Origin of the sequence: Stakelama flava (genome assembly GCF_019351405.1) — a bacterium.
GTDB lineage: Bacteria > Pseudomonadota > Alphaproteobacteria > Sphingomonadales > Sphingomonadaceae > Sphingomonas > Sphingomonas flava_A.
This window is the reverse complement of sequence record NZ_JAHWZX010000007.1, coordinates 124,035-142,136: the sequence shown is the minus strand read 5'-3', so window position 1 is coordinate 142,136 and position 18,102 is coordinate 124,035. Positions and strand designations below refer to the sequence as shown.

Genomic DNA, 18,102 nt, shown 5'->3' with positions numbered 1-18,102 from the left:
GTTACGCCTTGCTCACCACGCTTTCGGGCAGGTCGTCGCCGAACACGCGCTGATAATATTCGGCGACCAGTCCGCGCTCCGCCTCGTCGCACTTGTTGAGGAACGACAGGCGGAAGGCGAAGCCGGTATTGCCGAAGATCAGGGCATTCTGCGCCCAGCTGATGACCGTGCGCGGGCTCATCACCGTGGAGATATCGCCGTTGACGAAGCCCTGCCGCGTCAGGTCGGCGACACGGATCATCTTCTCGACGATCTCCTTGCCCTCCGGCTTGTCATATTCGCCTGACTTGGCGAGCACGATTTGCGCTTCGGTCGCCGCCGGAAGATAGTTCAGCGTGACGACGATGTTCCACCGGTCCATCTGCCCCTGGTTGATCTGCTGCGTGCCGTGATACAGGCCGCTGGTATCGCCCAGCCCGACGGTGTTCGACGTGGCGAACAGGCGGAACCACGGATTGGGGCGGATCACCCGGTTCTGGTCGAGCAGCGTCAGCTTGCCCTCGGTTTCCAGCACGCGCTGGATCACGAACATCACATCCGGGCGACCGGCATCATATTCGTCGAAGACGAGCGCGGTTGGCGTCTGCAACGCCCAAGGGAGCAGTCCTTCACGAAATTCGGTGACCTGCTGCCCGTCCTTCAGCACGATCGCGTCGCGCCCGATCAGGTCGATCCGGCTGATATGCGCGTCGAGGTTGATGCGCACCAACGGCCAGTTCAGCCGCGCGGCGACCTGTTCGATATGCGTCGATTTGCCGGTGCCGTGATAGCCCTGCACCATTACCCGGCGATTATGCGCGAACCCCGCCAGCACCGCCATCGTCGTGTCGGGATCGAAGACATAGGCGGGGTCCGAATCGGGCACGCGTTCATCGGCTTCGCTGAACGCGGGGCATTCCATGTCGCTGTCGATGCCGAAGACATCGCGCACCTTGACCATCTTGTCCGGCGCGTCGAGCACGGTCGTCTCCCGGCTGTCGGGCTGGGTGTTGGAGATGTCTGCCATCAAGATCGGTCCTGTTCGTGACTGGTTCGCATGTGCAGTTAGTCGCTCGCGCCGCCCCCCGCAACGCTTCGCCCGGCGCGAACGGTTCAGGTGTGCGGGGGCAAGGGTTCAGGCGTGCGGGGGCAGGGGGCGATGCGTTCACGCGAAGGCGGGGGAGGCTTTCAGTTGCTGATACGCTTCGATCACGCGTTGAAGCGCTTTTTCATGGCTCCGGTCGCCGCCATTGCGGTCGGGGTGGTATTCGCGCACCAGCGCCGAATATCGCTGGCGAAGCGCCTTGCGGTCGGCATCGGTACCAAGGCCCAGCACCTGCAGCGCGGCGCGGTCGCTGCCCGAAAGCGGCTTTCCGTCGCGGCGTTCTCGCGCCACCTTTTCGCGAAAGCGCGCGCCGATCGCGTCCAGCGGATCGGTGAATTCGCGCCAGCGAGGCGGCCGGTCCGCACCGGTATGGGAAAAGGCGCGGGTTTCGCGCTCCCATCCCGAATAGGGACGCTGGGCATGGTGGATTTCCTCGGCATTCATGCCTTCGAAGAAATTGTAGCTCGCGTTGAATTCGCGGATATGGTCGAGGCAGAACCAGCGCCATCCGCCCGGCCCGTCGCCATTCGCCGCTCCATCCAGCGGGGGCGCGCGGAATTCGCCGGGTTCGCGGCAACCGGGGTAATGGCATTCGCGGCCATTGGCCTCCACGCGGCCATGGAAGCGGGTTCTCGGTCGGTCTTTTCGATTACTGCTTTCGCGCGCCACGCGACTCCCCGGGCAAAACCGTTTATATAGGCGTCATGACCGATACCGCCACCGGCCCGATGGCCAGCCAGATCCGTTCCCGCCTCGAAACCGCGCTCGCCCCCGACCGGCTGGAGGTGATCAACGACAGCCACCATCATGCCGGCCATATGGGCGATGACGGGTCGGGCGAAAGCCATTTCACCGTTATCATCGAAAGCGGACACTTTTCGGGCAAGTCGCGCGTTGAGCGGCAACGCATGGTGAATCGCGCGCTCGCCGATCTGCTCGCGCGGCGCATTCACGCGCTGTCGATCCGCGCAAGCGCGCCGGAAGAGTCCGAAAGGAAATGAATGGCGTATAATCTCTGGTACTGGCCCGGGCTTCAGGGGCGTGGCGAATTCGTCCGCCTTTCGCTTGAGGCTGCCGGCATCGAGTATCGCGATTGCGCGCGCGCGGAAGGTGCGGACGCACTGGTCAGCAACATGGCGCAATATGACCGTAAGCCCTTTGCCCCGCCCTATATCGAGCTCGACGGCATGGTAATCGCGCATGTCGCCAATATCCTGATGTTTCTGGGCGAACGGCACCACCTTGCGCCGTCGAACATGGCCGACCGGCTATGGCTGCATCAGGTGGAACTGACCATCGCCGACATGGTGGCGGAAGTGCACAATGTGCATCACCCGATCGGCGGCGGTGCCTATTACGAAGATCAGAAGGAAGCGGCCGCGCGCGCCGCGCAGCAATTTCGCGAAGAGCGCATTCCCAAATTCCTGACCCATTTCGAACAGGTCGCCAGCGCCAATGAAGGCGACTGGCTGATCGATCATCGCTGGTGCTACACCGATTGTTCGCTGTTTCAGTTGATCGAGGGGCTTCGCTACATGTTCCCGGTGCGGCTTCGCAATTTCGCCGACGACTACCCCGTGCTGATGCGCATCCATGATCAGGTGGCGGAGCTTCCGGGCGTTCGATCCTATCTGAAAAGCGATAGGCGCATCGCCTTCAACGAAGACGGCATTTTCCGCCACTATCCCGAACTCGACGCCGAATAAGCGGGCCGACCCACCATGGACCGCATCGAATTGCCGACCGGCGTCGCGCTTGACGTGGCAACCGCGGGCGATCGCGAAGCGCCCGCAATGCTGTTCCTCCACGGCTTTCCCGAATCGCACCGCACCTGGCGGCATCAGATTGACGAATTCGCGCGCGATCATTTCGTCGTCGCGCCCGATCAGCGCGGTTTCGCCCGGTCGGACAAGCCGCAGGGGGTCGAGCAATACGCACCCGAAAAACCGGTGGGCGATGCGCTGGCGCTGATGCGCCATTTCGGCAGGGAGCGCTTCACGCTGGTCGGCCACGACTGGGGCGGCGCGATCGCATGGATGCTTGCGCTGACCCGGCCCGACCTGGTCGACCGGCTGGTGATCCTCAACGCGCCGCACCCCTATATCTTTCAGCAAACGCTGATCGACGATCCCGCCCAGCGCGCGGCGAGCCAGTATATCCGCGCCTTTCGCATGCCGGGGCTGGAACAGCAGATCGAGGCGATGGGGCTGGATCGCTTCTTCGACACCACCTTTGCGCCGCATGCCGATCCTGCGTTGCTGGCGGGGGAAAAGGCGAACTATCTCGATGAATGGTCGCAGCCCGGAGCGCTGACCGCGATGCTCAACTGGTATCGCGCCAGTGCGATCACCGTCCCGGCCATCGATGAGGAAGCGGTGCAGCCAGATTTCCTGAACCAGCCATTCCCGCAAACCCGAATGCTGGTACTCGTCATCTGGGGAATGAAGGACGCGGCGCTGTTGCCCTGCCAGATAGAGGGGCTGGATCGCTTCGTTCCCGATCTTGCGCTGCGCCGGATCGATGCCGGGCATTTCATTCCGTGGGAAGCGCCCGACGCGGTCAATCGCGCGATCCGCGACTGGTTGCCCGCCTGACTTGTTGCACCGCCGCGCAGCGCCCGGTAGAGCGCTTCGCGCATGTCCGAACCCGTGATCCTTGCCGTTCCGAAGGGACGCATCCTCGAAGAGGCGCTGCCGCTGCTCGCGCGGGTCGGCATCGTGCCCGAACCGGCCTTTGTCGATGAATCGAGCCGGGCGCTACGTTTTTCGACCAACCGGCCCGATATCGACCTTATCCGCGTGCGCGCCTTCGACGTAGCGACCTTTGTCGCGCATGGCGCGGCGCAGCTTGGCATTGTCGGCTCCGACGTGCTGATGGAATTCGATTATTCGGAACTCTATGCGCCGGTCGATCTGGGCATTGGCGGGTGCCGCATATCGGTCGCCGAACCTGTAGACATGGCTGCGAAGGACGATCCGCGCGGATGGAGCCATGTCCGCATCGCGACCAAATATCCGCACATCACGCAAAAGCATTTCGCCGCGCGCGGCGTGCAGGCCGAATGCGTGAAGCTGAACGGCGCGATGGAGCTTGCCCCCAAGCTGGACCTCGCCCCGCGCATCGTCGACCTTGTCTCGTCGGGGCGCACGTTGAAGGAAAACGGGCTGGTCGAGGTGGAGGTGATTGCCGAGGTCACCAGCCGCCTGATCGTCAACCGCGCAGCGTTCAAGACGCGGGTGGGCGAAGTCGTGCCGCTGGTCGACGCGTTCCGCCGCGCGGTGGAGGATCAGGCGGCATGATCCGGCTGAACAGTTCCGAACCCGGTTTCGCGGCGGCGTTCGATGATCTGGTCAACGCCCGGCGCGAAGCCGATGCCGATGTTGCGCGCGACGTTCGGGTGATCGTCGCCGCCGTGCGTGACGAAGGCGATTCGGCGATCCGCGCCTTTACGCAGAAATTCGACGGCCACGACCTTGACGATACCGGCTGGCGGATCGAGGCATCCGATCTTGCCGCCGCCTATGACGGGCTCGACGCCGATCTTCGCGCCGCGCTCGAACTCGCGCGAGACCGGATCACCGCCTATCACGAAAAACAGCGCCCGGCGGACAGCGACGAAACCGACGCGCAGGGCATTCGCCTCGGCGCGCGCTGGCGCGGTGTCGATGCGGCCGGCGTCTATGTCCCCGGCGGGCGCGCGGCTTATCCTTCCTCGGTGCTGATGAACGCGATCCCTGCCAAGGTCGCGGGCGTTGAGCGGCTGGTCATGGTGACGCCGACGCCGAAGGGAGAGGTGAACCCGCTCGTCCTTGCCGCCGCGCATATCACCGGCGTCGATGAAGTCTGGCGCATCGGCGGGGCGCAGGGAATCGCCGCGCTCGCTTACGGGACTCAACGGATTGCGCCGGTCGATGTCGTCACCGGCCCCGGCAACGCATGGGTGGCGGAGGCGAAGCGTCAGCTATACGGCATGGTCGGCATCGACATGGTCGCCGGGCCGAGCGAGATCGTCGTGGTGGCGGACCGCAACAATGATCCCGAATGGACCGCCGCCGACCTGCTCAGCCAGTCCGAGCACGATCCGTCCAGCCAGTCGATCCTGTTCACCGACGACGCCGTTTTCGCCGACGCGGTGGCAAAGGCGGTCGACCGGCAAATCGGCGAACTGGCGACAAAGGATGTCGCGCGGCAAAGCTGGGACGCGAACGGCGCGATCATCCTGGTGCGGGATTTGATGGCCGCATGCCCGCTGGTTGACCGGCTCGCGCCCGAGCATCTCGAACTTGCCGTGGAAGACCCCGATGCCTTGTTCGCGCAGGTGCGCCACGCAGGATCGGTGTTCCTCGGCCGCCATACGCCCGAAGCCGTCGGCGATTATGTCGCGGGGCCGAACCACGTTCTGCCCACCGGCCGCCGCGCACGCTTTTCCAGCGGCCTGTCGGTGCTCGACTTCATGAAGCGCACCAGCTTCCTGTCGCTCGGTGAAGCGGGGATCGCGGCGATCGGTCCCGCCGCCGTCATCCTCGCCGAAACAGAAGGCCTGCCGGCCCATGCGAAATCGGTGGCGCTGCGCCTGAAATAGGCGATTTCGGGCAAGGCGCCTGCGGTGTCCGACTTCCCGATAAGGCAAGAGTTCGATAGTCTGTCTGCGGGCGGCCGGGTCGGCGCGCAACACCCATCGGGAGTACGGATTTGCGGATATTGCGGCGCATCGCGCTTGTCGTCCTCGCCATCGGCATTGCCGGAACCGCCAGCGGCCAGACGGGCCGGCGCAACAGCCCGCCTGAGCGGGCCTCGGTTCCTAAGGTCGAGCATGAGGGCGTTTGGCAGCCGACGCCCGGCGGCACGCAAATCCCGCTCTGGGCCGCAAATGTCCCGCTCGCCAAACCGGACACCGGCGATCATCCCGAAGCGACCGGCAACGGCTCGCCGCTCGTCGCGGGCCGGAAATGGCATTGGGCGAGCTATATCACCCGGCCGACCATGACGATCTATCGCCCGAAGGGGCATAATAGCGGCGCTGCGATGCTGGTCATTCCGGGCGGCGGCTTCTACGCCGTGGCGACCGATCTGGAAGGCACCGAGATCTGCGACTGGGTGACCCGGAACGGGATGACCTGCGCCATGCTGAAATACCGCACGCCGCAGGTCTGGCAAAAGCATCAGCGGCCAAAGGTGCTGCTGGGGCTGGAAGATGCCCAGCGCGCGATGGGCCTGTTGCGCGAACACGCCGCCACCTATGGCATCGATTCGCACAAGGTCGGCGCGATCGGGTTTTCCGCCGGTGCCTATCTCGTCATCGATATGAGCAATACCGAAGAGCGGACCTATCCGTTGGCCGATGCGGCCGACCGGCAATCGCCGCGCCCCGATTTCGCCATCATCGCCTATACCGCCCGCGTGCTCGACAACAGCGCGGGGAAAAACAATCTCGACCTGCAACCCTGGGTGAAGATCAGCCCGGACGCGCCGCAGACGCTCATCATCCAGGCGATGAACGACCCGACCGATAATATCCGCAACCCGATGGCCTATGCTCTGGCGCTGAACGATGCGGGCGTCCCTGTTGATATGCGCCTCTACGCCAATGGCGGCCATGCCTTCGGGATGCGGCCGACCGACGATCCGGTGACAAGGGAATGGCCGGACGAGGCGATGCAATGGCTGCACGATATCGGTATCCTGTAACCGGCGAAGCTCTTGCGTTTTTGCGGAACCCGCAATGACGCTATTGTCATTGGTTCAGATCAATGCAGTTCGGTATCAGTCGTGATGCCGTAGGCCCGGACAAAAAGGGCCGGCACCCTTTCGGATACCGGCCCTCCTCCTGTGATGACGAACTTCAGGCCGCCGCAGCTGCAGCCATATGCGAGTCGTCATTTTCGCCGTGCCGGGCCGTGGCATTCGCCTCGGTCGGTACGGACCTCCTGGCGCGCGGCGGAACGATCAGCCGCGCTGCATAGACCGCGATGCCCATCACCAAATAGGCGGCGAGCACCACTTCCGGGTTCCAGATCATCGCCACCGCAAGCGCGATGCGAAGCCAGTTGGCGTTGAAGCCGAATTCCTGGCCGATCCCCTCGCACACGCCGAAAAGCGTGTCGGGGCGTCTGAAAAGCGCGGTTGTCCGGGTTTGCATTTCAATCTCCCTGAGCGCCGGCATTGCTGCCGTTTGCGTACAGGTTGATATCAGCAAGGCCCGTGCCAACCCCCGAATAGTATTTTTTATCAAGCGCTTAAAAACAAGCTGTGGCGAAAGGACGTTTCGCCGCACCGCAAAATATGCCGAATGTTGGTGGATTGCACCACAAACGACCGCCTTTGCCGCGAAACGCCCGGCCGCAGAATGTTGCGCAGTTCAGCAACATAATTTCGCAATTTACGCAAGCATTTTGATACCGGGTCTTTGCTTTGTACGTCGCTGCGCCTATCTCGCCCGCCATGCCCAGTCCGAAAGCCAAGACCCGATCGCAGGCCCGCGCGGCTGCCCGCCTCGCTGCGGTGCAGGCGCTGTATCAGCATGAGATGGAGGGGACGGCCATCCCCGCGCTGCTGCACGAGTTCCACAACCATCGGCTTGGGCAGGTGATCGAGGATGTCGAATATGCTGACGCCGATGTCGCCTTTTTCGACGATATCGTCACTGGCGTAGATGCCCGGCGTGACGAAGTCGATCGCGCGATTTCGGCGAAGCTGGCGGCGCAATGGTCGATCGATCGGCTCGACAAGCCGATGCGCCAGATTTTGCGCGCTGGGACGTATGAACTGCTCGCGCGTTCCGATGTGCCCACGGCTGCGGTGATCAGCGAATATCTCGACGTCACCCACGCTTTTTACGATCGGCGCGAAGCGGGGTTCGTCAACGGGCTGCTCGACGCGGTGGCGAAGGAACTGCGCGGCTAGCCTTCATGCCCTGCCCGCGATAGGTCACCAGCGTGACCGAAGGCGAATTCATCGAAGCGTTGCGACGGCTGCCGCTCCATCCCGGCGCGTGCGGGCTTGCCGACGATGCCGCATGGCTCGACGCGCATGAACGGCTGGTCCTGACCAAGGACCTGATCGTTGAGGGCGTACACTATCTCGCCACCGATCCGCCGGACGACGTTGCGTGGAAACTTGTCGCGGTGAACCTGTCCGATCTTGCCGCGAAGGGGGCAACGCCGGTTGGGTTGATGCTCGGCTATCCGCTGGGCGGCGATGCCTGGGACCATGCTTTCCTTGCCGGGCTGGAAGCGGCGCTGCGCGCATTCGACGTGCCGTTGCTGGGCGGCGACACGGTCCATGCCGCCGCTGGGCCGCGCACCCTTTCGCTCACCGCGATCGGATCGGGCGACACCGCTCGGCGGCGTTCGGCCGCGCGCCTTGGCGATGCGCTGTGGGTCACCGGTACGATCGGCGATGCGGGGGCGGGCCTTGCGATCGCGCGCGGCGCGCCCGGTCGCGATGCGCTGCTCGCGCGCTATCGCCGCCCGGTGCCGCGGCTGGAGGAGGGCGCTGCGCTCGCCGCTGTCGCCGATGCGATGATGGACGTTTCTGACGGCCTGTTGATCGATGCGGCGCGCATGGCGGCGGCCAGCCGGCTTGCCTGCACGATTGATTTGGGCGCGGTGCCGCTGTCGGACGCGCTGCGCGAATATGCGGGCGACGGGCGATCGGCGCGGATGGCGGCGGTCACCGCCGGAGACGATTACGAACTGCTCGCCGCGCTGCCGCCCGACGACATCCCGCCGGTTCCCGCGACTCGGATCGGCATATTGACCGCTGGCAGCGGGCTGACGTTGATGCATGACGGCGAAGCGGTGCCGCTGCCCCCGCGTCTGGGATTCGAACATGGCGGCTGAACCGCGCTTGCCGGAGGCGGTTCCGCGCGATAGCGTCGGCAAATAGCGGGACAGGAGAGCGGCAGAAGATTCGCCCCACCGCCAAGCAAAGCGCAAAGAGGATGCCGTTTCATGACCATCATCTATAGTGCGATCGTCTGCGCCCTTATCGCAGTCGTCTATGGCGTTATTACATCATTCCAGGTGCTCCGCCGCTCGCCCGGCGAAGAGCGGATGCGCGACATCGCCGCCGCGATTCAGGAAGGGGCGGCCGCCTATCTGGGGCGGCAATATCGCACCATCGCGATCGTCGGCGTCGTCGTCGCGGCGGTGCTGCTGCTCACGCTCGGCTGGCTGTCGATGATCGGCTTTGCATTGGGCGCAATCCTGTCGGGCGTTGCCGGCTATGTCGGCATGAACATTTCGGTTCGCGCCAATGTGCGCACCGCGCAGGCGGCGCGGGATTCGCTTCAGGGCGGGCTGACGGTCGCGTTCCGGTCGGGCGCGGTGACCGGGATGCTCGTCGCAGGGCTTGGGCTGCTCTCGATCGCGGTATTCTTCTGGTATCTCACCGGCCCTGCGGGGCACGCACCCAATGACCGGGAGATTATCGAGGCGCTGACCGCGCTTGCCTTTGGCGCGTCGCTCATTTCGATCTTCGCGCGGCTGGGCGGCGGCATCTTCACCAAGGCGGCGGATGTCGGCGCCGATCTGGTGGGCAAGGTGGAGGCGGGCATTCCGGAGGATGATCCGCGCAACCCCGCGACCATCGCCGACAATGTGGGCGATAATGTCGGCGATTGCGCCGGGATGGCGGCCGATCTGTTCGAAACCTATGTCGTGACGCTCGGCCTTACCATGGTGTCGATCGCGTTGCTGGTTCAGGCGTCGGAGGCGGAGCTGCTGACCCTGATGGGATTGCCGCTGATCGTCGGCGGGGTGTGCATCCTCACCTCGATCCTCGGCACCTATATGGTCCGGCTGGGTGCGAAACAGTCGATCATGGGCGCGCTGTACAAAGGGTTCTGGACCGCCGCGATCGTCGCGGTGCCCGCCATCTGGTTCGTCACCCGCTGGGCGCTGGGGGACATGGATGCGGTGATCGGCGGGGCGGGGTTCCTCGATGGATCGGACCCGATGACGATCGATTCGCTGCGCGGTGCGGCGACGACGGCGACGACGGCGACGACGGCGGCGGCGGGCTTTACCGGCATGGACCTGTTCTGGTGCATGATGATCGGGCTTGGCGTTACCGGCGCGCTGGTCTGGATCACCGAATATTATACCGGCACTCAGTACCGCCCCGTCCGGTCGATCGCCAGATCGTCCGAAACCGGCCACGGCACCAATGTCATTCAGGGACTGGCGGTCAGCCTCGAATCGACCGCGCTGCCGACCATCGTGATCGTGGTCGCGGTGATCGCCGCCTATCAGCTCGCCGGGATCATCGGCATCGCCTTTGCCGCCACCGCGATGCTCGCGCTTGCCGGGATGGTGATCGCGCTCGACGCCTATGGCCCGGTCACCGACAATGCGGGCGGCATAGCGGAAATGGCGGGGCTGCCCGACGATGTGCGCGCGCGAACAGATGCGCTCGATGCGGTGGGCAACACGACAAAGGCGGTGACGAAGGGCTATGCGATCGGATCGGCGGCGCTCGCCGCGCTGGTATTGTTCGGTGCGTATACCACCGATCTCGACCGCTATTCGAACGCGCTGGGGCTGACGGGGGCGGTCGATTTCTCGCTCTCCAACCCCTATATCATCGTCGGTCTGCTGCTCGGCGCGCTGCTCCCCTATCTGTTCGGCGCGTTCGGCATGACGGCGGTGGGACGCGCGGCGGGCAGCGTGGTGGAGGATGTCCGCGCCCAGTTTTCGGGCGATGCCGGCATCATGGCGGGCACCAGCCGCCCCGATTATGCGCGCACCGTCGATATCGTCACCCGCGCGGCGATCCGGGAGATGATCGTTCCCTCGCTGCTCCCGGTATTGAGCCCGCTGGTCGTCTTCTTCCTCATCGCCGCCGTCGCGGGGCGTGCGAACGGGTTCGCGACGCTGGGCGCGATGCTTCTGGGCGTGATCGTGTCGGGCCTGTTCGTCGCGATTTCGATGACGTCAGGTGGCGGCGCATGGGACAATGCGAAGAAATATATCGAGGACGGTAATTACGGCGGCAAGGGGTCCGAAGCGCACAAGGCGGCGGTCACCGGCGATACGGTGGGTGACCCGTACAAGGATACTGCCGGCCCGGCGGTCAATCCGATGATAAAGATCACCAACATCGTCGCGCTGCTTCTGCTTGCCGCGCTGGCGGGCGGGACGGTGTAGCGCGCACCAACCGACATATTTGAGAACGGGCGTGCATCTTCCTATTTTAAGGGGGAACCGCGCCTTTTCTTTTCATGGCATTGGGAGTAAGGGCGCTTGTCCGATTTTCCATGCCGATTTTAAAGAGGGTTGTTTGGCCAAGGAAGAACTACTTGAAATGCGTGGGCAGGTTGTTGAGCTGCTGCCCAACGCCATGTTCCGCGTCCGGTTGGAGAATGATCACGAAATTCTCGGCCATACCGCGGGCAAGATGCGCAAGAACCGCATCCGCGTGCTCGTCGGCGACGAAGTGCTCGTCGAACTGACGCCCTACGACCTTACCAAGGGTCGCATCACCTACCGCTTCAAATAAGCGGATCGGGGGCCGATGCGGCTCGTCCTGGCATCGACCAGCCCGCGTCGGTGCGATCTGCTCGCCTCGATCGGCGCGGTGCCCGACCGATTGGCCGCGCCCGATATCGATGAAAGCGTCGCACGTGGGGAAACCCCGCGCGCCTATGTCGAACGCGTCGCGCGCGAAAAGGCGCGTGCGGTACCGCGCGATGCGGACGAAATCGTGCTTGCCGGTGACACCACCATTGCGCTCGGCCGCCGGATTCTGGGCAAGCCGGAGGATGAGGCCGATCTGCGCCGGATGCTCGGCCTGCTCTCCGGTCGCCGTCACCGCTGCCTGTCGGGCGTGTGCGTGATCGATGGCGCGGGGAAGGAGCGCCTGCGCGTCTCCGAAACGGTCGTCGCGTTCAAACGTCTCTCGTCAGCCGATATCGACTGGTACGTCGCCAGCGGCGAAGGGATGGGGAAGGCGGGCGGCTATGCCGTGCAGGGGCGCGCCGCTGTGTTCGTCCGCTTCCTGTCGGGCAGCCCGTCGGGCGTGGTCGGCCTGCCGGTGTTCGAAACCCGCGCGCTGCTTGAATCGAGCGGATATCGCCTTGGCTGAATGGCTGGTCGAGCGCGGCATCGGGGAGACCCGCGCCGCGCTGGTCGATGGCGACTCGGTTCTCGAAGCACGCATCCTTCCCGATGCTGCGCTGGTGGCGGGGACGGTGGCGGCGGCGCGGCTCGCGCGGCGAATCCCTGCGCGTAATCAGGGGATTGCGATATGGGAAGATGGCGAAGCGTTGGTAACGCCGCTGCCGCGCGACGTTACCGAAGGCGCTCGCTTCAATATCGAAATCACGCGCCCGCCGATTCCTGAACCGGGCAAACCCAAACGCGCGCTTGCTCGGCCGACCGATGCTCCGCCGGGCGCGGCCCCGCCGCTCGAACAGGCGCTCGACGGCCCGGTTCGCCAATGCGACTGGCGCGACACCGACAGGCTGGAACGCGCGGGCTGGTCCGAATTGCTGGAAGAGGCGGAAAGCGGGATTTTCCGCTTTCCCGGCGGCGAAGGCCGGATCGCGCTTACCACGGCCATGACGCTGATCGATATTGATGGCGATCTCGCCCCCGCCGATCTCGCGCTGGCCGGTGCGCGCGCGGCCGCGATGGCGGTCCGGCGGCTCGATATCGGCGGCTCGATCGGTATCGACCTGCCAACCCTTGCCGACAAGGCCACGCGCCACGCATGCGCTGCGGCGATCGACGCTGTCCTGCCGCAACCGTTCGAACGCACTGCGGTCAACGGCTTCGGCTTTGTCCAGATCGTGCGCCGCCGCGCCCGGCTGTCGCTGCCCGAACTCTATGCCCAGGATGCCGTCCTCGCACATGCCCGCGCACTGATTCGCCGTGCGGAACGCAGCACCGGGGCGGGGGAGCGCACACTGCATGCCCATCCGAATGTCATCTACGCAATCGATTCGCGCGAAGACTGGGCGGTTCGCCTGTCCGAACGGCTTGGCGCGCCGGTCGCCTTGCGCGCCGACCCCGCGCTCGCCATATCTGCGGGCCATGTCCAGGCACGCTTCCCCTGAAAAATGCCCGCTATGCGGTGCTGCCGTCGATTCGCGCTACGCCCCCTTCTGTTCGCGCGGATGCCGGGATCGCGACCTTTTGAACTGGCTGGGCGAAAGCTATCGCGTGGCCGGCCGCCCGGTCGATCCCGAAGCATTCGCTTTTGACGAAACCGGGCTGGACACAGGGCGCGACCCTGATTAAGAGCCTGCCCTTCCGGCGGATCGCTGGAGTGCCCAAGTAGCTCAGTTGGTAGAGCATGCGACTGAAAATCGCAGTGTCGGTGGTTCGATTCCGCCCTTGGGCACCATTTTCCCCACATCGCTGAAGCGTGACCGAGGGCGGCAGGAAACGGCCGCGCGGCTCCCGGCCCGACGCCCGGTACTATCAGGGTGCATCGACCTGAGCCCGACGCAACATTGTCATGGCGAGCCCCAGAGGGGTGCGACAATCCAGATGGACGCGACATAAATCGATGGTTGCTTGATCGCCGCGTCGCTGCGCTCCTCGCGATGACGATCTGGTTAGGGAGCCACTCTGACCGTACCCCCTGACATATGTCCTATGCCTCGGCCTTGTCCCAGCCATAGACGTCGTCAAGCACGCGAACCCCGTCGGGTGCGTCCGGATCGGGCTGGGCAGTCAGATAGACGATATAGACGCGTACCGGCGGATGCGCATCGATGGTGCGCGTTTCGCCGCTTTTCAACGCCTCGGCCACGCTCGGCCGATCGATCGCGGGGAGCAGCGCCTCGGCCAACTTTTGCGGGTCCTGCACGCGAATGCATCCGTGTGAAAATGCACGCTTATCCTTGTCGAACAGGCTGCGCGCGGGTGTATCGTGCAGATAGATCGCATAGTCGTTCGGCATTTCGATCTTTATCCGGCCCAGCGAATTTTGCGGGCCCGGCTTTTGCCGCACGCGAAATCCGCCGTCCGCGGTTTCGACGCCGACATATCCCTTGGCCGCTTCGCCCTTCGGATTGGCACGCACCCGCGCTGCAAGCCCGTCCTTCGCGATGCTGCTCGGCACATTCCACCATGGGTTCACCGTCACCCCGGTAATGGTGGAGGCGAAGGCGGGCGATTCGGTCGCCGTCTTTCCAATGATCGCGCGATGCGATTCCTCGACCGCGCGATTTTCGATCAGGTCGACCCGATATGAGGGCAGGTTCACCCAGACATAGCGGGTGCCCAGATCGCGCGGCAGCCGCCGCCACCGGTTCATGTTGATCTTCAGCGTGCGGCAGCGGGCGGCCGCTGTGCATTTGGAAAGCGCCGAACGCAGCTTCGCGTAATCGGGATGGCGCGGCAGCAGATCGTCCAGCGCTTCGCCGATGCGATGATCGGCCAGCGCCTTGTTCAGCCAGTCGCGATAATCGGGATTGCCGCGATCGAAATGCCAGCGTTTCGAATCGGGCGTGCCTGCGCCTTCATAATAATCATGCGCCAGCTTCATCGCGATGCGCGTGGCGAGAGCGTCGCGCCCCGGACCTGCCGCATTGGCGGTGCGCTCCAACGCGTCGGCGTCGTAATCCGCCGGGTCCAGCCCTTCCAGCTTCGCCATCTTCACTGCCTGCGCCAGTGCGGCGATATCGCTGTCGGTCCAGCTTGGCTGCACGGCTTCGTCGACGGCGGGAGCGGGGGAGGGCACCTGCTGCGCCATGGCGGGCGCGGCGATGAGGGCGAGCGGCGGCAGCGCCGCCCGGAATAGGAATGCTATCGTCATGGTCTCTGAATAAACGCCGCTTGGCGCATCCGTATCCTATCGGGAAGTAACCGGACTTGACGTGCCGCGACGCATCGCGGGGCCTACGGCGAAAGGCCGGTCTGTTTTTCCAGCCAGCGCGCGGCGGTATCGGCGCTTTTCTTTTGCGCATCGTCGCGATCGACCATGTAATTGGCGCGACGCATCGCATCGACCGGAATATGCCCGACCAGCGGGCGAAGCGCCGCCACGAAGCGCGTATCGTCGGCGCGGCGCGGCGATACCATCAGGATTGCGTCATAGCCGGGAATGGCGTGCCTCGGATCGCCCAGCACGGTCAGCCCCAGTTTTGAAATCCGCCCGTCGGAGGAAAAGGCGCTGATGACATCGGCCTTCCCGCTTTCGATCGCGTGATACATAAAGCTGGGAGCATAGGCCTGCGCGCTTTTGAAATTGAGCGGATAGGCGCGTTTCACCGCGGCCCATTCGGGGCGTTCGAGAAATTCCAGATCGCTCGCCAAATTCATCTGCCGCGATTGCGGCGCCAGATCGGCCAGCGTCGTGATGCCGCGCCGCTTCGCATCCGCGCCGCGCATCGCGAAGGCATAGCTGTTTTCGAACCCCAGCGCGCCGATCAGGCGGACGCCGTGGCGCGCCATCGCCCATTGGCCGACGCCCTTTACGATCGTTTCGCGCGGCGGCGTTTCGGTGCGTCCCATCTGATTGGTCCAGATCGTGCCCGAATAATCGACATATACGTCGATATCGTCGCTCGCCAGCGCGCCGAACACCACCGCCGAACCCAGCCCCTCGCGATAGGCGACGGTGTATCCCGCCTTTTCCAGCCGGTGGCCGATCATCCGGGCGAGGATATATTGTTCGCCGAACCCCTTCGCGCCCACCACAACGCGCTTGTCGGCGCCGCTGGTGGGCAGCACCGGCCACAGCGCGACCGCAATGCCCAGCGCGAGCAGTGCCAGCGCGGCGCGGACCTGCCCCTTGCGCCGGTGGCGAAGCCCCCGCTCGGCCAGCCCCAGCAGCGCATCGACGATCAGCGCGAGTGCCGCCGATGCGACGCATCCTGCGATGACGAGCGTCCAGTTCTGCGTCTGCAACCCCGCGAAGATCAGGTCGCCCAGGCACGGCTGCCCCACCGTCGTCGCCAGCGTCGCCGCGCCGATCGTCCACACTGCGGCGGTGCGTATCCCCGCCATCAGCACCGGCACGACCAGCGGCGCTTCGACCATCCACAGCCTTTGCCGCGCGGTCATGCCCACGCCGTCGGCCGCCTCGATCACCGCAGGGTCGATATGGGTCAGGCCGGTCACCCCGTTGCGCAGGATCGGCAGTAGCGCATACAGCGCCAGCGCCAGCAGCGAGGGCAGAAACCCCAGCGCCGGTATCCCGCCGCCCATCAGCCCCGACAGCAACAGCAGCAGTGGATAGAACAGCGCGAGCAGCGCCAGCGCGGGGATCGTCTGGATCAGGCTGGCGAACCCCAGCGTCAGCCGCGCCACCGCCGGACGCCGCGCCGACCAGATAGTCAGCGGCAACGCGATGGCCAGCCCCAGCAGCAGCGCCGCCGCCGATAACAGGATGTGCTGGGCGAGCAGATCCGGGACGCGCGCGAACGCCTGGTTCATTCGCCGCGCTCCAGCCGCGAAAGCAGGTGCGCCTGTTCGCGCGGCACCGCCACCAGCGTGTCCGCCACCGCGCCGCCCTTGCCGGTCAGCATGTCGTGCGGACTGGCGTCGGCGACGATTTCGCCCGCCGCCATCACCAGGATGCGGTCGGCGAGCAGCAGCGCTTCGGCCATGTCGTGAGTCACCATGATCGTGGTGAGGCCCAGCCGGTCGTGCAGCTTGCGCACCGCGCGGCCCAGCGTGTCGCGGGTGAGCGGGTCTAGCGCGCCGAACGGTTCGTCCATCAGTATCAATTTCGGTTCGGCCGCCAGCGCGCGCGCCACGCCGACGCGCTGGCGCTGCCCGCCCGACAATGCATCGGGCATTCGCGCCGCCAGCGCACGCGGCAGTTCGACCAGATCGAGAAGTTCGGCGACCCGCGCCTCGTCATACCGCTCGCCCCTCAGCCGCAGCGGAAGCGCGACATTCTCCCCCACCGGCATATGCGGGAACAGCCCGATATTCTGAAAGACATAACCGATCCGTCGGCGGAGCAGGTGCACCGGCACCGAATCCACCGGTTCGCCATCGATCGAAACGCGGCCCTCGCCCGGTTTGTGCAGCCGGTTGACCATTTTCAGCAGCGTCGATTTGCCCGATCCCGACGCCCCGACCAGCGCGACGAATTCGCCCCCGGCGATGGTGAGCGTCACCCCGTCGACCGCGCGCACGTCGCCGGCATAGCGTTTGCCGACGCCGTCGAAGGCGACCGAAGGGCCACGCGGGTGCGATTGCGCTGGCATCGCCCGCAATTGTGCGGGAAGGAGGGGCAAAGGTAAAGCGATTGGAAAGGATGTATGGCGAGCGAAAAGGCGATCTTCATCACCGGCGGCGCATCGGGAATCGGCCGCGCGGTGGCGCAGCGTTTCGCGCGGGAGGGCTGGATCGTGGGCCTTGCCGATGTCGATGCGAAGGGCCTTGCCGAAACCGCCGCGCTGCTTCCCGCCGGGTGCGCGTCGACCCATGTCATGGACGTGCGCGATCCCGATGGCTGGGTGGAGGAACTGACCGCCTTCACCGATCGCGCGGGCGACCGGCTTGACGTGTTGTTCAACAATGCCGGGGTCGCACTGGGCGGGGCCTTCGGCGAAACCAGCCTTGACGATATCGAACGGATCATCGCGATCAATCTGACCGGCGTCGCGCTGGGCGCGCGCATCGGCTATCTGTTCCTGAAGAAGACGCCGGGATCGTGCCTGCTCAACACATCCTCGGCCGCGGGAATATACGGCACCGGCGGCGCGGCGATCTATTCGGCGACCAAATTCGGCGTGCGCGGACTTACCGAGGCGCTGGACGGCGAATGGCATCGCGAAAATATCCGGGTGCGCAGCATCATGCCCGGCTTCATCGATACGCCGCTGCTCGACAAGGGGGTCGAGGGATCGGACGAGACGGTGCGCGACAAGGTGCGCCGCGCGGGCCTCGAATTCACGCCGGTCGAAGACGGGGCGGAGCAGGCATGGCGCGCGGTTCATGGCGATACGCTCCACACCGTCATCGGCAAGACCGCGAAACGGATGCACTTCGCCGCACGCTGGCTGCCCGGCCGGCTTCGCAAGCAGATGCGCGGGCGCGGCTAAGCCCGGA

Annotated in this window: 20 protein-coding genes and 1 tRNA gene; 15 read left to right on the top strand and 6 right to left on the bottom strand. The window is 65.1% G+C overall.

The features are described 5' to 3' along the window. Position 1: 1 nt before the first annotated feature. Together cobS and KY084_RS09490 are read right to left on the bottom strand one after the other, a co-directional pair. Positions 2 to 1,006 carry a cobaltochelatase subunit CobS gene (gene cobS / locus KY084_RS09495; RefSeq protein WP_219238212.1) on the bottom strand — a complete coding sequence of 335 codons (1,005 nt, stop codon included), beginning with the start codon at positions 1,004 to 1,006 and terminating at the stop codon, positions 2 to 4. Positions 1,007 to 1,144: 138 nt separating this feature from the next. Beyond that, entirely contained in the window at positions 1,145 to 1,753 is a 609-nt protein-coding gene (locus KY084_RS09490; protein WP_219238211.1) for a J domain-containing protein, read from the bottom strand. 35 nt (positions 1,754 to 1,788) lie between these two features. Here KY084_RS09490 and KY084_RS09485 point away from each other — a divergent pair, with 35 nt between their 5' ends. The 6 genes from KY084_RS09485 (at position 1,789) to KY084_RS09460 (ending at position 6,772) form a co-directional block, all read left to right on the top strand. After that, on the top strand, positions 1,789 to 2,085 hold the full coding sequence (locus tag KY084_RS09485; RefSeq protein WP_219238210.1) for a BolA family protein: 297 nt from the start codon (positions 1,789 to 1,791) through the stop codon (positions 2,083 to 2,085). Beyond that, positions 2,086 to 2,790: a glutathione S-transferase gene (locus KY084_RS09480; RefSeq protein ID WP_219238209.1), complete on the top strand. Its 705-nt coding sequence runs from the start codon at positions 2,086 to 2,088 to the stop codon at positions 2,788 to 2,790. A 15-nt stretch (positions 2,791 to 2,805) separates the two neighbouring features. Further along, the gene (locus tag KY084_RS09475; protein ID WP_219238208.1) at positions 2,806 to 3,678 is read left to right on the top strand and encodes an alpha/beta fold hydrolase; all 873 of its coding nucleotides are present in this window, start codon (positions 2,806 to 2,808) and stop codon (positions 3,676 to 3,678) included. 42 nt (positions 3,679 to 3,720) lie between these two features. Next, a complete protein-coding gene (gene hisG / locus KY084_RS09470; RefSeq protein WP_219238207.1) occupies positions 3,721 to 4,383 on the top strand; it encodes an ATP phosphoribosyltransferase in 663 nt (220 codons plus the stop codon). Further along, a complete protein-coding gene (gene hisD, locus KY084_RS09465; protein WP_219238206.1) occupies positions 4,380 to 5,666 on the top strand; it encodes a histidinol dehydrogenase in 1,287 nt (428 codons plus the stop codon). The genes hisG and hisD overlap by 4 nt, the downstream gene beginning before the upstream one ends. A 110-nt stretch (positions 5,667 to 5,776) precedes the next feature. After that, the gene (locus KY084_RS09460) at positions 5,777 to 6,772 is read left to right on the top strand and encodes an alpha/beta hydrolase (protein WP_246587020.1); all 996 of its coding nucleotides are present in this window, start codon (positions 5,777 to 5,779) and stop codon (positions 6,770 to 6,772) included. A gap of 154 nt (positions 6,773 to 6,926) precedes the next feature. On the opposite strand, the gene KY084_RS09455 is transcribed toward KY084_RS09460, so the two are convergent. Continuing rightward, positions 6,927 to 7,223, bottom strand: a complete 297-nt coding sequence (locus tag KY084_RS09455; protein ID WP_219238205.1) for a PspC domain-containing protein — start codon at positions 7,221 to 7,223, stop codon at positions 6,927 to 6,929. 302 nt (positions 7,224 to 7,525) lie between these two features. Between KY084_RS09455 and nusB the strand changes: the two genes are divergently transcribed. From nusB to KY084_RS09415, 8 genes are all read left to right on the top strand, one after another. After that, positions 7,526 to 7,987, top strand: coding sequence for a transcription antitermination factor NusB (nusB, locus tag KY084_RS09450; RefSeq protein WP_219238204.1), 462 nt, complete (start codon positions 7,526 to 7,528; stop codon positions 7,985 to 7,987). A 32-nt stretch (positions 7,988 to 8,019) separates the two neighbouring features. Continuing rightward, positions 8,020 to 8,925 carry a thiamine-phosphate kinase gene (gene thiL, locus KY084_RS09445; protein WP_219238203.1) on the top strand — a complete coding sequence of 302 codons (906 nt, stop codon included), beginning with the start codon at positions 8,020 to 8,022 and terminating at the stop codon, positions 8,923 to 8,925. 111 nt (positions 8,926 to 9,036) lie between these two features. Beyond that, the gene (locus tag KY084_RS09440; RefSeq protein WP_219238202.1) at positions 9,037 to 11,232 is read left to right on the top strand and encodes a sodium-translocating pyrophosphatase; all 2,196 of its coding nucleotides are present in this window, start codon (positions 9,037 to 9,039) and stop codon (positions 11,230 to 11,232) included. A gap of 133 nt (positions 11,233 to 11,365) precedes the next feature. Beyond that, the gene (infA, locus tag KY084_RS09435; protein ID WP_003049127.1) at positions 11,366 to 11,584 is read left to right on the top strand and encodes a translation initiation factor IF-1; all 219 of its coding nucleotides are present in this window, start codon (positions 11,366 to 11,368) and stop codon (positions 11,582 to 11,584) included. Between the two features lie 15 nt (positions 11,585 to 11,599). Then, on the top strand, positions 11,600 to 12,169 hold the full coding sequence (locus KY084_RS09430; protein WP_219238201.1) for a Maf family protein: 570 nt from the start codon (positions 11,600 to 11,602) through the stop codon (positions 12,167 to 12,169). Next, a complete protein-coding gene (locus tag KY084_RS09425) occupies positions 12,162 to 13,142 on the top strand; it encodes a ribonuclease (protein WP_219238200.1) in 981 nt (326 codons plus the stop codon). The genes KY084_RS09430 and KY084_RS09425 overlap by 8 nt, the downstream gene beginning before the upstream one ends. Beyond that, on the top strand, positions 13,120 to 13,326 hold the full coding sequence (locus tag KY084_RS09420; protein ID WP_219238199.1) for a DNA gyrase inhibitor YacG: 207 nt from the start codon (positions 13,120 to 13,122) through the stop codon (positions 13,324 to 13,326). Before KY084_RS09425 ends, KY084_RS09420 begins: the two co-directional genes overlap by 23 nt. Before the next feature lie 30 nt (positions 13,327 to 13,356). Beyond that, positions 13,357 to 13,432: transfer RNA gene (locus KY084_RS09415), tRNA-Phe, on the top strand. 252 nt (positions 13,433 to 13,684) lie between these two features. On the opposite strand, the gene KY084_RS09410 is transcribed toward KY084_RS09415, so the two are convergent. The 3 genes from KY084_RS09410 to KY084_RS09400 all read right to left on the bottom strand — a co-directional run bounded on the left by KY084_RS09410 (position 13,685) and on the right by KY084_RS09400 (position 17,255). Continuing rightward, a complete protein-coding gene (locus KY084_RS09410; RefSeq protein WP_219238198.1) occupies positions 13,685 to 14,851 on the bottom strand; it encodes a L,D-transpeptidase family protein in 1,167 nt (388 codons plus the stop codon). Between the two features lie 83 nt (positions 14,852 to 14,934). Then, on the bottom strand, positions 14,935 to 16,473 hold the full coding sequence (locus tag KY084_RS09405; RefSeq protein ID WP_219238197.1) for an ABC transporter permease/substrate-binding protein: 1,539 nt from the start codon (positions 16,471 to 16,473) through the stop codon (positions 14,935 to 14,937). Next, positions 16,470 to 17,255: an ATP-binding cassette domain-containing protein gene (locus tag KY084_RS09400; RefSeq protein WP_219238196.1), complete on the bottom strand. Its 786-nt coding sequence runs from the start codon at positions 17,253 to 17,255 to the stop codon at positions 16,470 to 16,472. The genes KY084_RS09405 and KY084_RS09400 overlap by 4 nt, the downstream gene beginning before the upstream one ends. A gap of 54 nt (positions 17,256 to 17,309) precedes the next feature. On the opposite strand from KY084_RS09400, the gene KY084_RS09395 reads away from it, so the two are divergent. Beyond that, positions 17,310 to 18,095, top strand: a complete 786-nt coding sequence (locus KY084_RS09395) for an SDR family oxidoreductase (RefSeq protein WP_219238195.1) — start codon at positions 17,310 to 17,312, stop codon at positions 18,093 to 18,095. Positions 18,096 to 18,102 lie beyond the last annotated feature (7 nt).

Bases quoted from the DNA above. Each gene is read 5' to 3' on its own strand.
- cobS (WP_219238212.1), bottom strand. From the start codon at position 1,006: ATGGCAGACATCTCCAACACCCAGCCCGACAGCCGGGAGACGACCGTG.
- KY084_RS09485 (WP_219238210.1), top strand. From the start codon at position 1,789: ATGACCGATACCGCCACCGGCCCGATGGCCAGCCAGATCCGTTCCCGC.
- KY084_RS09480 (WP_219238209.1), top strand. From the start codon at position 2,086: ATGGCGTATAATCTCTGGTACTGGCCCGGGCTTCAGGGGCGTGGCGAA.
- KY084_RS09475 (WP_219238208.1), top strand. From the start codon at position 2,806: ATGGACCGCATCGAATTGCCGACCGGCGTCGCGCTTGACGTGGCAACC.
- hisG (WP_219238207.1), top strand. From the start codon at position 3,721: ATGTCCGAACCCGTGATCCTTGCCGTTCCGAAGGGACGCATCCTCGAA.
- hisD (WP_219238206.1), top strand. From the start codon at position 4,380: ATGATCCGGCTGAACAGTTCCGAACCCGGTTTCGCGGCGGCGTTCGAT.
- KY084_RS09455 (WP_219238205.1), bottom strand. From the start codon at position 7,223: ATGCAAACCCGGACAACCGCGCTTTTCAGACGCCCCGACACGCTTTTC.
- nusB (WP_219238204.1), top strand. From the start codon at position 7,526: ATGCCCAGTCCGAAAGCCAAGACCCGATCGCAGGCCCGCGCGGCTGCC.
- KY084_RS09440 (WP_219238202.1), top strand. From the start codon at position 9,037: ATGACCATCATCTATAGTGCGATCGTCTGCGCCCTTATCGCAGTCGTC.
- KY084_RS09430 (WP_219238201.1), top strand. From the start codon at position 11,600: ATGCGGCTCGTCCTGGCATCGACCAGCCCGCGTCGGTGCGATCTGCTC.
- KY084_RS09420 (WP_219238199.1), top strand. From the start codon at position 13,120: ATGTCCAGGCACGCTTCCCCTGAAAAATGCCCGCTATGCGGTGCTGCC.
- KY084_RS09410 (WP_219238198.1), bottom strand. From the start codon at position 14,851: ATGACGATAGCATTCCTATTCCGGGCGGCGCTGCCGCCGCTCGCCCTC.
- KY084_RS09405 (WP_219238197.1), bottom strand. From the start codon at position 16,473: ATGAACCAGGCGTTCGCGCGCGTCCCGGATCTGCTCGCCCAGCACATC.
- KY084_RS09400 (WP_219238196.1), bottom strand. From the start codon at position 17,255: ATGCCAGCGCAATCGCACCCGCGTGGCCCTTCGGTCGCCTTCGACGGC.
- KY084_RS09395 (WP_219238195.1), top strand. From the start codon at position 17,310: ATGGCGAGCGAAAAGGCGATCTTCATCACCGGCGGCGCATCGGGAATC.